General features: G+C 59.0%; 11 protein-coding genes. 8 read left to right on the top strand and 3 right to left on the bottom strand.

Annotated elements, in window-relative coordinates:
- The first annotated feature begins 59 nt into the window (after positions 1-59).
- From FFH90_RS06645 to FFH90_RS06615, 7 genes are all read left to right on the top strand, one after another.
- Positions 60-974 (top strand): glutamate/aspartate ABC transporter substrate-binding protein, encoded by a 915-nt coding sequence (locus tag FFH90_RS06645; RefSeq protein WP_026286460.1) that lies wholly within the window; start codon positions 60-62, stop codon positions 972-974.
- Between the two features lie 164 nt (positions 975-1138).
- Positions 1139-1885 (top strand): amino acid ABC transporter permease, encoded by a 747-nt coding sequence (locus FFH90_RS06640; protein ID WP_018926619.1) that lies wholly within the window; start codon positions 1139-1141, stop codon positions 1883-1885.
- Positions 1885-2556, top strand: coding sequence for an amino acid ABC transporter permease (locus tag FFH90_RS06635; RefSeq protein ID WP_018926620.1), 672 nt, complete (start codon positions 1885-1887; stop codon positions 2554-2556). Before FFH90_RS06640 ends, FFH90_RS06635 begins: the two co-directional genes overlap by 1 nt.
- Positions 2553-3287, top strand: a complete 735-nt coding sequence (locus FFH90_RS06630; protein ID WP_018926621.1) for an amino acid ABC transporter ATP-binding protein — start codon at positions 2553-2555, stop codon at positions 3285-3287. The genes FFH90_RS06635 and FFH90_RS06630 overlap by 4 nt, the downstream gene beginning before the upstream one ends.
- Before the next feature lie 148 nt (positions 3288-3435).
- Positions 3436-5337 carry a sensor histidine kinase gene (locus FFH90_RS06625; RefSeq protein WP_138866889.1) on the top strand — a complete coding sequence of 634 codons (1902 nt, stop codon included), beginning with the start codon at positions 3436-3438 and terminating at the stop codon, positions 5335-5337.
- Positions 5334-6662 (top strand): sigma-54 dependent transcriptional regulator, encoded by a 1329-nt coding sequence (locus FFH90_RS06620; protein ID WP_019651348.1) that lies wholly within the window; start codon positions 5334-5336, stop codon positions 6660-6662. Before FFH90_RS06625 ends, FFH90_RS06620 begins: the two co-directional genes overlap by 4 nt.
- Before the next feature lie 8 nt (positions 6663-6670).
- Positions 6671-7000, top strand: coding sequence for a GlpM family protein (locus tag FFH90_RS06615; protein ID WP_172901245.1), 330 nt, complete (start codon positions 6671-6673; stop codon positions 6998-7000).
- A gap of 77 nt (positions 7001-7077) precedes the next feature.
- On the opposite strand, the gene FFH90_RS06610 is transcribed toward FFH90_RS06615, so the two are convergent.
- The 3 genes from FFH90_RS06610 to FFH90_RS06595 all read right to left on the bottom strand — a co-directional run bounded on the left by FFH90_RS06610 (position 7078) and on the right by FFH90_RS06595 (position 9937).
- Complete coding sequence (locus tag FFH90_RS06610) at positions 7078-7986, bottom strand: hypothetical protein (protein ID WP_138866888.1); 909 nt, start codon at positions 7984-7986, stop codon at positions 7078-7080.
- Positions 7983-8678 (bottom strand): hypothetical protein, encoded by a 696-nt coding sequence (locus FFH90_RS06605; RefSeq protein WP_064616308.1) that lies wholly within the window; start codon positions 8676-8678, stop codon positions 7983-7985. The genes FFH90_RS06610 and FFH90_RS06605 overlap by 4 nt, the downstream gene beginning before the upstream one ends.
- A gap of 224 nt (positions 8679-8902) precedes the next feature.
- Positions 8903-9937, bottom strand: coding sequence for an alpha/beta fold hydrolase (locus FFH90_RS06595; RefSeq protein ID WP_138866887.1), 1035 nt, complete (start codon positions 9935-9937; stop codon positions 8903-8905).
- A 250-nt stretch (positions 9938-10187) separates the two neighbouring features.
- On the opposite strand from FFH90_RS06595, the gene FFH90_RS06590 reads away from it, so the two are divergent.
- Positions 10188-13394 carry a hypothetical protein gene (locus FFH90_RS06590; protein WP_138866886.1) on the top strand — a complete coding sequence of 1069 codons (3207 nt, stop codon included), beginning with the start codon at positions 10188-10190 and terminating at the stop codon, positions 13392-13394.
- Positions 13395-13450: the final 56 nt, after the last annotated feature.

Raw genomic sequence — 13450 nt, 5'->3', positions numbered from 1 at the left:
AGCACCAAAAAAGGCCGATGAACTGGCTCCATAAAAAAAACAATGTCGAGGAAAATTTGATGCGCATCGTTCCCCATCTCCTGGGCGCAGCCATTGCTGCCGCTCTGATTAGCACTCCAGTTTTCGCCGCCGAACTCACCGGCACACTGAAGAAGATCAAAGAGTCCGGCACCATCACCCTCGGGCATCGTGACGCTTCCATTCCGTTTTCCTACATCGCGGACGCTTCCGGCAAACCGGTTGGCTACTCCCACGATATCCAGCTGAAAATCGTCGAAGCCATCAAGAAAGACCTGGACATGCCCAACCTCCAGGTCAAATACAACCTGGTGACCTCGCAAACCCGTATCCCGCTGGTGCAGAACGGCACCGTGGACGTCGAGTGCGGCTCCACCACCAACAACGTCGAGCGTCAGCAACAAGTTGATTTCTCCGCCGGCATCTTCGAAATCGGTACCAAGCTGCTGGCCAAGAAAGACTCGCCCTACAAAGATTTCGCCGACCTCAAAGGCAAGAACGTCGTGACCACCGCCGGCACCACGTCCGAGCGCATCCTCAAGTCGATGAACGCCGACAAGCAGATGGGCATGAACGTGATCTCCGCCAAAGACCATGGCGAATCCTTCCAGATGCTGGAAACCGGCCGTGCCGTGGCCTTCATGATGGACGACGCCTTGCTGGCCGGTGAAATGGCCAAGGCCAAGAAGCCGGATGACTGGGCCGTGACCGGCACACCACAATCGTTCGAAATCTACGGCTGCATGGTTCGCAAGGGCGACGCACCGTTCAAGAAAGCCGTCGACGACGCAATCATCGCGACCTACAAGTCGGGCGAGATCAACAAGATCTACGAAAAATGGTTCATGCAGCCAATCCCGCCAAAAGGCCTGAACCTGAACTTCCCGATGAGCGACGAGCTCAAGACCCTGATCGCCAATCCGACCGACAAAGCGGCTGACGAAAAGAAATCCTGATTTCTGACTAACGTTCCCCCCTGAGAAGGCCTCTGCCCTTTCAGGGGTTGTCACTCCCTGCTGGCATTTCTGGAAACACTCGAACCGGTGGTTGTCGAGCCGTTCGCGTGTGCCTGACCGTCATCGGGCACTTGTACATCGATCGAATCCGAGGGGAGACCCTAATGAATTACAACTGGGACTGGGGCGTGTTCTTCAAGTCCACCGGCGTGGGCAGCGAAATTTATTTCGACTGGTACCTCTCCGGTTTAGGCTGGACCATCGCCATCGCCGTCGCCGCCTGGATCATCGCGCTGCTGCTGGGCTCGATCCTGGGTGTCATGCGCACGGTGCCGAATCGCATCGTATCGGGCATCGCGACCTGCTACGTCGAACTCTTCCGTAACGTGCCACTGCTGGTGCAGCTGTTCATCTGGTACTTCCTGGTGCCCGACCTGCTGCCGCAAAACCTGCAGGACTGGTACAAGCAGGACCTGAACCCGACCACCTCGGCCTTCCTCAGTGTCGTCGTGTGCCTGGGCCTGTTCACCACGGCCCGGGTTTGCGAACAAGTGCGCACCGGTATCCAGGCGCTGCCCCGCGGCCAGGAATCCGCTGCCCGCGCCATGGGTTTCAAGCTGCCGCAGATCTACTGGAACGTGCTGCTGCCCCAGGCTTATCGCATCATCATTCCGCCGCTTACCTCGGAATTCCTGAACGTGTTCAAGAACTCCTCCGTCGCGTCGCTGATCGGCCTGATGGAGCTGCTCGCGCAGACCAAACAGACCGCCGAGTTCTCCGCCAACCTGTTCGAAGCCTTCACCCTGGCAACGCTGATCTACTTCACCCTGAACATGAGCCTGATGCTGCTGATGCGCGCGGTCGAGAAGAAAGTCGCCGTACCGGGCCTGATTTCCGTAGGGGGTAAATGATGGAATTCGACTTCTCGGGCATCATTCCGTCCCTGCCGGGTATGTGGAACGGCATGGTCATGACCCTCCAGCTGATGGCCCTGGGCGTGAGCGGCGGGATCATCCTCGGCACGGTCCTGGCGTTGATGCGCCTGTCCCACAACAAACTGCTGTCGAACATTGCCGGCGCCTACGTCAACTACTTCCGCTCGATCCCGCTGCTGCTGGTCATCACCTGGTTCTACCTGGCGGTGCCGTTCGTATTGCGCTGGATCACCGGCGAAGACACCCCGATCGGCGCGTTCGCATCGTGCATCGTGGCGTTCATGATGTTCGAAGCAGCGTACTTCTGCGAAATCGTCCGGGCCGGCGTGCAGTCGATTCCCAAGGGCCAGATGAGCGCCGCCCAGGCCATGGGTATGACGTATGGCCAGATGATGCGGTTGATCATCCTGCCGCAAGCGTTCCGCAAGATGACCCCGCTGCTGTTGCAACAGAGCATCATCCTGTTTCAGGACACCTCGCTGGTCTACGCGGTCGGCCTGGTGGACTTCCTCAATGCCTCGCGTGCCAGTGGCGACATCATCGGCCGCTCCAATGAGTTCCTGATCTTCGCAGGTCTCACGTACTTCATCATCAGCTTTGCCGCCTCGCAGCTGGTCAAGCGTCTGCAAAAAAGGTTCGCCGTATGATCTCTATCAAGAACGTCAACAAGTGGTATGGGGACTTCCAGGTACTGACTGATTGCAGCACCGAGGTCAAAAAAGGCGAGGTGATCGTGGTGTGCGGGCCGTCCGGTTCCGGCAAATCCACCCTGATCAAGTGCGTCAATGCACTGGAACCGTTCCAGAAAGGCGACCTGATCGTCGATGGCACGTCCATCGCCGATCCGAAGACCAACCTGCCGAAACTGCGTTCGCGGGTGGGCATGGTGTTCCAGCATTTCGAACTGTTCCCGCACCTGACCATCACCGAAAACCTGACCATCGCGCAGATCAAGGTGTTGGGTCGCAGCAAGGAAGAAGCCACCAAGAAAGGCCTGCAACTGCTTGAGCGCGTCGGGCTGTCTGCCCATGCGCATAAGCACCCGGGCCAGCTTTCCGGTGGCCAGCAACAGCGTGTGGCGATTGCCCGTGCGCTGGCGATGGACCCGATCGTCATGCTGTTCGACGAACCGACCTCGGCACTGGACCCGGAAATGGTCAACGAAGTGCTGGACGTGATGGTGCAACTGGCCCACGAAGGCATGACCATGATGTGCGTGACCCACGAAATGGGCTTCGCCCGCAAGGTCGCGGACCGGGTGATCTTCATGGACGCCGGCAAGATTATCGAAGACTGCAGGAAAGAAGAGTTCTTCGGCGACATCAACGCCCGCTCCGAGCGTGCGCAGCATTTCCTCGAGAAGATTCTGCAGCACTAAGAAGGAAGGCACCGCTCCCCTAATTGTGGGAGCGGGCTTTTGTGGCGAGGGGGCCCCCTCGCCACAAAAGCCCCCTTGCCATACAGCAACTCCCACGGGGCCCGTGGGGATATGGATATTGTGTTGTGGTTGACCCAAGGCATCTGTGATGAAATGCGACTCCACTCTCTATCGCGCCGCGCCGCCATCACTCGCCGTGAAACCCCGTTTGATTCGTCATCTGTTCCTGCCGCCGCTGATCATCGCCCTGATGATCGGATTGGGTTACATCGGCTTCTGGGTCAGTGAACACTACGGCATTCGCAGCCTCAGCGAGAATGGCCAGCGTCAGCTGGAACTGCACGCGCGCGCCGTCGAAAGCGAGATCAGCAAATACACCTACCTGCCCAGCCTGCTGGAACTCGAATCGAGTGTTTCCAAGCTGCTGGCCGACCCGTCGCCGGAACACCGGCAGACGGTCAACGAATACCTCGAAGGCCTGAACCGGCGCAGCCGCAGTCGGGCCATTTATGTGATGGACACCACCGGACGCGTACTGGCCACCAGCAACTGGCGCGATGTCGACAGTTATCTGGGCGAAGACCTGTCCTTCCGCGCCTACTTCCAGAACGCCGTGCGCGGCCAGCCGGGGCGGTTCTACGGCATCGGCAGCACCAGCGGCGAACCCGGCTATTACCTGGCTCATGGCCTGGAGGAACATGGCAAGATCACCGGCGTCGCGGTGGTCAAGGTGCGCCTCGAAGCCATGGAAGAACGCTGGCAGCGCGCGCGCCTGGAAGCGTTCGTCAGCGATGAGAACGGCATCATCATCCTCTCCAGCGATCCGGCGCGGCGGCTCAAGTCGGTGCTGCCGTTGAGCGAGGACACCAAGGAACGCCTGGCCCGCAGCCTTCAGTACTACTGGTATCCGCTGAATGAACTGCAACCGCTGGCCCGAGAGAAACTGGCTGAAGGCGAGGAAAAACTGACCTTCCCCGCCAACAGCGAACTGGTGTCCGATGAAGAGAACATCAGCTACCTGTCGCAAACCCGGCCGCTGAGCGACACCCCGTGGAATTTCACCCTGCTCACGCCCCTGCAAGACCTGCGGCGTGAAGCGATCAATCAGGGAATCCTGGTGGCGGTGGCGTTTGCCCTGGTGGCCTTCCTGCTGATCGCCTGGAACGAGCGGCGCAAAGTGATCGCCACCCGCCTTGCGGCGCGGGAAGCCTTGCAGGAAGCCAACAATCAACTGGAGCGTCGGATTACCGAACGCACCACTGACCTGCGTGCCAGCAACGAACGGCTCAAGGGGCAGATTCGTGAGCGTCGGCAGGCTGAAGAAACCTTGCGCCGCGCTCAGGATGAACTGGTCCAGGCCGGCAAACTGGCGGCCATCGGCCAGATGTCCACCAGCATCGCCCACGAATTGAACCAACCGCTGGCAGCCTTGCGGACCTTGTCCGGCAATACCGTGCGCTTTCTGGAGCGCGGTCAGCTGGATGTGGCCAGCACCAATCTCAAGACCATCAATGAACTGATCGACCGCATGGGCCGGATTACCGCCAGCCTGCGTTCCTTCGCCCGACGCGGCGATGACCAGGGCCAGGCCAGCCTCGGCAAAGGCGTGGACGCCGCCCTGCAACTGCTGGGCAGTCGGATGGAAAGCGTGCCGCTGCAACTGCATCGCGATTTCACCGACGTGCAGGTGCAGATCGACCAGACCCGTCTGGAGCAGATCCTCGTCAACCTGATCGGCAACGCGCTCGATGCCATGCAGTCGCAGCCCCAACCGACGTTGTGGCTCGAAGGCGAGGAATACGACGGCAAGTATCGCCTGCGGGTGCGCGACAACGGCCACGGCATCGATGCCGAAGCGCGCAAGCATCTGTTCGAACCATTCTTCACCACCAAGCCCGGCGAACAGGGCCTGGGCCTCGGCCTGACCCTGTCGGCGAGCCTGGCCGCCGCCACGGGCGGGCATCTGGGTGTCGAACACCCGGCCAGCGGTGGCACCACCTTCGTCCTCAGTTTACCGTTGGTAAGCCCTACTCCCGCCGAGCCAATATGAACAACGACCTAAGTGTGCTGATCGTCGAAGACGACCCCCATGTGCTGCTCGGTTGCCAACAGGCACTGACGCTCGAAGACATTCCCTGCATCGGCGTCGGCAGCGCCGAAGAAGCGCTGGAGCGGGTGGGCGATAACTTCGCCGGCATCGTCATCAGCGACATCCGCCTGCCGGGCATCGATGGCCTGGAACTGCTGACCCGGCTCAAGGCCCGTGATCGCAGCCTGCCGGTGGTGTTGATTACCGGCCACGGCGACATCTCGATGGCCGTCGGCGCGATGCAGAAAGGCGCCTACGACTTCATGGAGAAACCCTTCTCCCCCGAACGCCTGGTGGACGTCGCCCGCCGTGCACTGGAGCAACGCAGCCTGGCGCGGGAAGTCACCTCGTTACGTCGCCAACTGTTCGAGCGCGATTCCCTCGAAGGCCGGATCATCGGTCGCTCGCCGGCCATGCAGAACCTGCGGGAACTGATCGCCAACGTCGCCGATACGTCGGCCAACGTGCTGATCGAAGGCGAGACCGGCACCGGCAAGGAACTGGTTGCACGTTGCCTGCACGACTTCAGCCGTCGGCACAGCAAACAGTTCGTCGCGCTGAACTGCGGTGGCCTGCCGGAGAACCTGTTCGAAAGCGAAATCTTCGGCCACGAGGCCAACGCTTTCACCGGTGCCGGCAAACGGCGGATCGGCAAGATCGAACACGCCGATGGCGGCACGCTGTTCCTCGACGAAGTGGAAAGCATGCCGCTGCCGTTGCAGATCAAGCTGCTGCGGGTGCTGCAGGAACGCACCCTCGAACGCCTGGGTTCGAACCAGAGCGTGGCGGTGGATTGCCGGGTGATCGCCGCGACCAAGTCCGACCTGGATGAGTCGAGCAAGGCCGGCGAGTTTCGCAGCGACCTGTATTACCGCTTGAACGTGGTCACCCTGGAACTGCCGCCGCTGCGCGAACGCCGCGAAGACATCCTGCAATTGTTCGAGCACTTTTTGCAGCAGTCATCCCTGCGCTTCGACCGCTCGCTGCCTGAACTGGACAACCAGACCGTGTCGATTCTGATGAGCCACGACTGGCCAGGCAACGTGCGCGAACTGCGCAACGTCGCCGAACGCTTCGCCCTCGGTCTGCCGGCCTTCAAGAAGACCGGCGCCAGCGGCAGCAATCAGGGCCTGGCCTTCGCCGAAGCGGTGGAAGCCTTCGAACGCAACCTGCTCAGTGACGCCTTGCAGCGCAGCGGCGGCAACCTGACCCAAGCCAGCCAGGAACTGGGGATGGCCAAGACCACACTGTTCGACAAAGTGAAGAAATACGGGCTGAGCCACTGATGGACCTGATTTTCAAAGCAACCCTGGGCGCGGCGGTGGTGGTGATCCTCGCCATGCTGGCCAAGACCAGAAACTATTACATCGCAGGCCTGGTGCCGCTGTTTCCGACCTTTGCGCTGATCGCTCATTACATCGTCGGCAAAGGGCGTTCACTGGATGATCTGAAGACCACCATCGTGTTTGGCATGTGGTCGATCATTCCGTACTTCGTCTATCTGGCGACCTTGTATGTGATGGTCGACCGGATGCGGCTGGAGGCTTCATTGGCGGTGGCAGCGGTGGCGTGGTTGATGGCGGCGACGGTGCTGGTCAGCGTGTGGGTTCGCCTGCACGGCTAAATTCAAAAAAATCGCGGCCTGCTGCATTTGCATACACCTGCAGGAGCTGCGAAGGCGGCTCCTGCAGGGGTAAGTGGTTACTGCCCGTAAACCTTCTGCAACTGCGTTGGTGTCAACGCATCCTCAAACGGCACCGGCACCGATTTCACCGCCCCATAGAGGTTGCGATAACGCCAATAGTTTCCGTTGTTGGCCAGTTGATAACCACGCTCGACCACTCGCTGGCCATCAAGGTTATAACGCAAGGTTTCCTGGGCGGTCGCTGGCGGTGTCGGCTGCATCAGGTCAGTGGCCAGAACCCGCATCGATTCATCGATACACTCGTCGAGCACCGCCGTGACCTTCGCCAAATCGAGGTCGCCGTCGTCGATGCACTGCTTGCCACAGCGCCGAATCGGCTGGCTGACGACTTCGATCCGCATGCGATACAGCGCCGAACCGGCAATGTCCTGGACCTGCACCTGATTGATCAGCACGAAACTGCCGCGATCGGGGGTAAGCATCAGTTTGGGCTCAATCACCAGGTGTGCGGTGACCTGCCCTTCTCCTTGCTTGAACCCGGCCGCTTGCGAAGCCTGTTGATAGCGCTGTTGCAGGCGCTCCTGCAATGGAACGCCTGCAAGCAAGTCGGCCATCGGTCGCGCCTCGTTGAGCGCGGTTTTTTCCGCATCGCGCTGCAAGCTGCCGCTGCCCATCTGGGTGTTGATCAGGCTGGCCACCAGCAAACCGGCAAGCCCGGCACCGTTGCCTGAACTGGCCACCAGATTATGACTCGACGACGCAGCCTTCAAAGCCGCCTGCGAGTCAATCACGGTGCTGGCACCCACAAAGGATGGCGGCAACTGCACGTCGACCTTAAGCCCGTGGGCCTGGATGTAAGGCAAGGCACTCTGGTCCTTGAAACCGGCCTCAGGAGCCGGTTTTTGCGCACACCCCGTCAGCATCAGCAGGGCCAGCGCACCCGCCACTATGGGCAGGCGCGTCATTGCGCGAACGGGGTGATCATTTGCTGACGGCTATTGTCCATAGCCTGATAGAACGCGTTGGACAAGTTGGTATAGGTCGGCTCGTCCCATTCGCCCTGGGCGGCTTGCGTAGCGACAAAGGGTTTGAACCACAGCAGTTTGTTGTCTGCCAGATCGATCACCATGCCCTGTCCGCCCACCTGCGCCATCGGTACGCTGGTCGGCACAACGCTGTAGTAGCTGCGGGTGGCACCGGTGGCGTAGACATTCACCAGCAGCAGACGATCGACGCCGTAGGCGGCCTTGACCGGCGTCATGTCACGGGTCATGTAGCCTTCGCGGAAACTGGTTTCCTTATACGCATTCAGGTCGACCGGCTCGTTGATCCGCTTGGCTTTGTAACCCTTGGCCTGCAGCTTGGCGACAAGGACATCCGGCAAGGTGTGAAGGTCGCCCACTTGCCATTTTGCGACGTTGTCACTGAGCTTGCTGTTAACGCCCTTGTTGATAGCGTAATCGAGAAGCCCCTGATTGCCGGTCAATGCCAGCACCGGCTCCGGCACCACAGTGATCGCCACGCCAATAGTCGGTTCTTTGGCATCCCAGAACTGCTGGTCCAGCGGTACTGGAGGTTGCACGTGGGCACAACCGGTGAGGGTCAGGCAGGCGAACAACATCAGTGCTGCCCAGGTGCGTAGAACGTGAAGATTCATGGATCAAGTCCCTATGATTATTAACGATGCTGCTTATGTCGGCAGCATCGGCAAAAACCGTAGTGGCACATTGATATATTTTTCAACCACCCGAGGGGCCACAGCACGCAGCAGATCCCTTGTGGGAGCGGGCTTGCTCGCGAAGGCAGTGTGTCAGTCGACATCTGCTTTGACTGATACACCGCCTTCGCGAGCAAACCCGCTCCCACAATTGGATTTGGGTGTTACAGAAGATTGCGTTCGGCCACGGGATCAATCTGCACCCAGTGCGAAGTATCTTCGCGATGGGCCTGCAAATACGGCAACACCGCCGCCAGCAACGGTGCCTTGAACGCTTCCTGAAAACGATGGGCCAGCCCCGGAATCAACTTCAACTGACTGCCACGAATGTGTGCCGCCAGATGCACGCCATGCATCACCGGCAACAACGGATCAGCGGTGCCGTGAACCACCAGCGTCGGCACCCGCAGTTGGTTGAGCAGATCTACACGACTGCGCTCGGCAAGGATCGCCATGATCTGGCGCTTAACGCCTTCCGGGTTAAACGCCCGGTCATAAGACAGCGCCGCTTGATGCAGCAACGCCTGCCGATCATCAGTGACCGAAGGACTGCCCAGCGCCGCCAGCAAATCAGCCTGTTGCTCCAGCGCCACTTCACGATTCGGCGCACCGCGTCGCGCGAGCAACTGCACCAGCGCCGCACTCGGCGCCGGCAAGCCTTCGGCACCCGAGCTGGTCATCAGCAACGTCAGGCTCTCGACCCGCTGCGGCGCCATCGCCGCCAGATGCTGGGCGATCATCCCGCCCATGCTGGCGCCCAGCACGTGAAATTGCTCGACGTGCAAGGCGTCCATCAACCCCAGTGCATCGTCGGCCATGTCGGTCAGCGTATAAGGCGCGGCCACCGGTAAACCGAGTTTGTAGCGCAGCACTTCGAACGTCAGGTTGGCCTCGGCCGGTGCCTTGCGCCAAGTGGACAGGCCAACATCGCGATTGTCATAGCGAATCACCCGGAAACCCTGCTGACACAACGCGACCACTACCTCATCCGGCCAGTGAATCAACTGCCCGCCCAGGCCCATTACCAGCAACAACGCAGGGTCGGACGCACGGCCGATGCTCTGGTACGCCAGACTCACCTGATCCAGATCGACCCGTTCGGTCGGAACATTGACATCGCAACGAGACGCCGCCAAAGACGGGAAATTGAACAACACAGCGATCAGAAAGACCGCTGTGGATAAAAATCGTGCACGCATGAAAAACACCGAAACGCAGAACTCCAGTAGAGCGCGAGTCTGATGAAGTTTGTACAAGCGCGCTGCCACAGTTACGTGACAGTTTGATGAAGAGTGCTGAACGGTTGTGGGGCATGCGGGCCCACCGCTCATCGGAAAACAACCTCAGCCTGTTATTTATGACAGTTGCCAGCCGCCAGCTTCGAGCCTTCAATCCTCTGACGCACCAATGCCCAGCGGTTCAGGCACCATCTCAAAATCGGAGCATGCTATGAGCGCTTTTACAGCAGAACAATTGGCCGCACTGCAACACGAAAGCCCGCAGCAACCGGTCGATCCGTTCGCAGAGATCAAGTCAGAGGGGGTATTTACGCAGGATGGAATACTCAATCTGTATCCTGCCCTGATTCCTGGCTGGCACAAGGTCGACTATCCCGTGGCATCGTACGGGGTCAACGCTGACGAAACGGCTGGCGCCGGAATTGGCTGGCTGATTCTCTTCCACTCCTACGAATTGATGGCGGCGCAAGACACGATACGGCTGTACATGGGCAAACGCCTTGAGCCGGGTCAGGTCCCGGATCCGACAGAGGAAGGTACCCTGATCAAGACAGTCGTGGTCCCTTCCGATCACAACAACCAGGACGTACTCAGCCTCATTCCCAGAACCGCCATTGAAAGACCGGGCATCCACCGGTTGTGGTACACCGTCGACCGCACCAGTGGCAATGGTCCCGAGTCCTCGGACGGAATCGTCGTATGGTTCAAGCCGACCTTCCCGGACAGCCTCGATCCGACGGGCAACTCCAGCGAACGAGTGCCTTTGCAAGCCCCTGAATTCCCATCGATTATCGATCAGGCGATGGTTGAGAGAGGCGTTGATTTCATCATTCCGCGCTGGCCGATCATGAGCCCGGGGGACACAGTTTTGATGACTGTAGGCAATCAGCTCGTCGCTTACGTGATCAAGCCCGAAGAGATTGATCAGGACATCACGATTTTTGTCCCATCATCCGTTCTTGAATTGATAGGGCCTGCCAAGCCATTGCTCGTCAGTTACAGAATTCACGATCAGGTGCACAACAGCAGCCACGCTTCAAAAATTGGTGACGGGGAGCTGGTTCCGGATAAAACCTATCTGGACATGTGCTGGGTAAATGAAACGGTGGATGACGTGTTGTTCATCGACACTCTCGATGGCCATCCAATGGAAGTTGTCGTGCCCGTTAAAAGGGGGGACGCCATCACCGGGGACACCGTGGAGCTCAAGCTTTATGACCCCAGGACCGAATTTTCACGTCTCTTTGGTCCCCTGATCTACAGGACACCCAGCGTAACGTTCCCTGTTCCCTATGCGGTCGTGAAGCAACTCGCCCCTGCGACCATAACGCTGAGTTACGAACGCATCAGAATCGAGAAAGGCGAGAAGATCCGCACGCCGTCCTACCCGTACTCTCCCGAGCTGATCGGCGAAAAATATCGCGGGCCCGCCCCTACAGCCCCCCAGGCCCATGGCGGCGTACTGTCGCCAGACCTTGCAGAGACCGTTGTGTATGTCGGCCCGGATATCAAGGGGCTTGAAATTGGCGATAAGGTAACGTTGACCTGTCTGAGCACGAGCGCAGGTGGCACCACTCGCCTGCAAATAGAAGAGAGGTTTGTCACTCGTTCGATGGTGATCCCAGGGGCGGGAATCATCGTGCCGTTCGAGATCGACACGAGGCACTTTGACACGTACCTGAGTGGCTCATTCAAGGCTACTTACACCGTAACCGGGGAAAATCACCTCGCCCCCCTGGAATCTCATGCTTTGCTTTTGCACATCGGCCCCGTCCAAGACACCTTGGATGTCGTCAATGTCGGCAAGGACGAAAACGGTGTACTCGATCCCAAGGATATTCCCTTCGGCACTCCGGCCATTTGCCCGGCAAAGGCCCATACCCAGGTCGGCGACACGGTTTACCTTCAGGTGTGGACCGCTGACGACAGACTCGTCTGGGTCGACTCGCTACCCATTACCGCCGCTCACATCGGTAAGGACATTGAGTTCAGATTGACGTTCGAACTGATCGACTCGCTGAACCACCAGGTCATCCGTATCGACTGGTACATTGAACGTAACCGAGCACTGCCGCTGACGGCGCCCGAACTGGAGTTACGCGTTGGGGATGTAGCTCTGGAGCTCCCGCCTCCAACGCTCGTTGAGGTGTCCTCCGGCAACCGAATCAATCCGCGGCTTACCGAAAAAAGCACGACCGTCGAAATCACCTATAAAGGCATGTCCGCCGCCCATCGTATCGCTCTGATCGTGATTGGCCGCGCCGGCTTGGGCAGCCCTGTCGTGGCCACGCAGCCAGGTAACGCCAACGGTACGCTACTGATCGAATTGCCACTGACGACAGTGCCCGCCAACCTGCGTCACTTCATGAAACTTCGATACCGTGTGTCCCAGCCCGAACTACCTGACCAATACTCCGGCGTCACCACTTATGAAGTCACCGCTGTACCCGATGAAGCCATCGTGTTTCCGAGCCTCAGCATTGCACAAGCGCCGGATCACAAGACGCTGGACCTCAGCACGTTTCAAGGCGATGCGCGCTGGAGCCTGGCGCGCTGGCTATTTATCGCCATAGGGACCCGAATGCGCGTGGCCTTGGGTGGAAGCAATGCGGCGGGAGCCGATCATCCCATCATATTGTTCGATGGCGTGATTACTGCCGATCATGTGACAAGTGGGTTGAGCGGAGTCATCAACCGTCAGCAACTTGAACTGTTCAAGGATGGCGGTCAGGTGATGGGGCTTTCGATTGCGAACTTCAACAACAAGGGTGGCGTCGACACGTTTTTCCCTGTTCGTGAGTTAACACTCCTGAACAAGACCTGGAGTCTGCTCATCAATAGAGCGATCGATGCCAATACAAACGCTTCGATTCCCAACGGCGGCAGCACCAAAACCAATCGCGTGACGTTGTCCGGCACGGGTAAACCGGATAGCACACTTACACTGTTCCAAAACGATAATGTCCCGAAACCCATCGACTCATTCAAAGTGCCCGACAGCGGCAACTGGAGTTACACCGTCACAGTAACGGCCTCGTCGTTTTATCGACTTACCGTTATGGAGCAACCCACAGGGCGAACCTCGAACCTGTGGACGTTCAGTGTATTGGCACCCGAACCGGCTCCCGTCAGACCGCACATATTACTGGCGCTTAATGCAAGAGGTCAGAGCCTGTATGACTACCAGCACACAAGGACGACCGGTATCAGCGTGAATGGCGTTGCCGCGCCCGGTGCAATGGTGCAGATATTGCTCAATGGGATCGTCGTTCAGGACCGCGTTTACGTGGGCACTAATGGCTTCTGGCAGTCTGTCCTTTTTGGAGTGGGTTCTGGCACACACCAGCTCAGCGTAAGAGGCTTGTATGGCAACTATCCCGTTTCGCTGGTGTTCACACAGTCGGTGACCTACGGCTAGGGTACTGAGCGGTCGTATTCAAGACCAAGTCGCCTGCTTCGCGAGCAAGCCCGCTC

The sequence above is a fragment of the Pseudomonas sp. ATCC 43928 genome (genome assembly GCF_005938665.2).
In the GTDB taxonomy this organism is placed as follows: domain Bacteria; phylum Pseudomonadota; class Gammaproteobacteria; order Pseudomonadales; family Pseudomonadaceae; genus Aquipseudomonas.
Note: the sequence above shows the minus strand (reverse complement) of the source record. Positions and strands in the feature narration are given on the sequence as shown.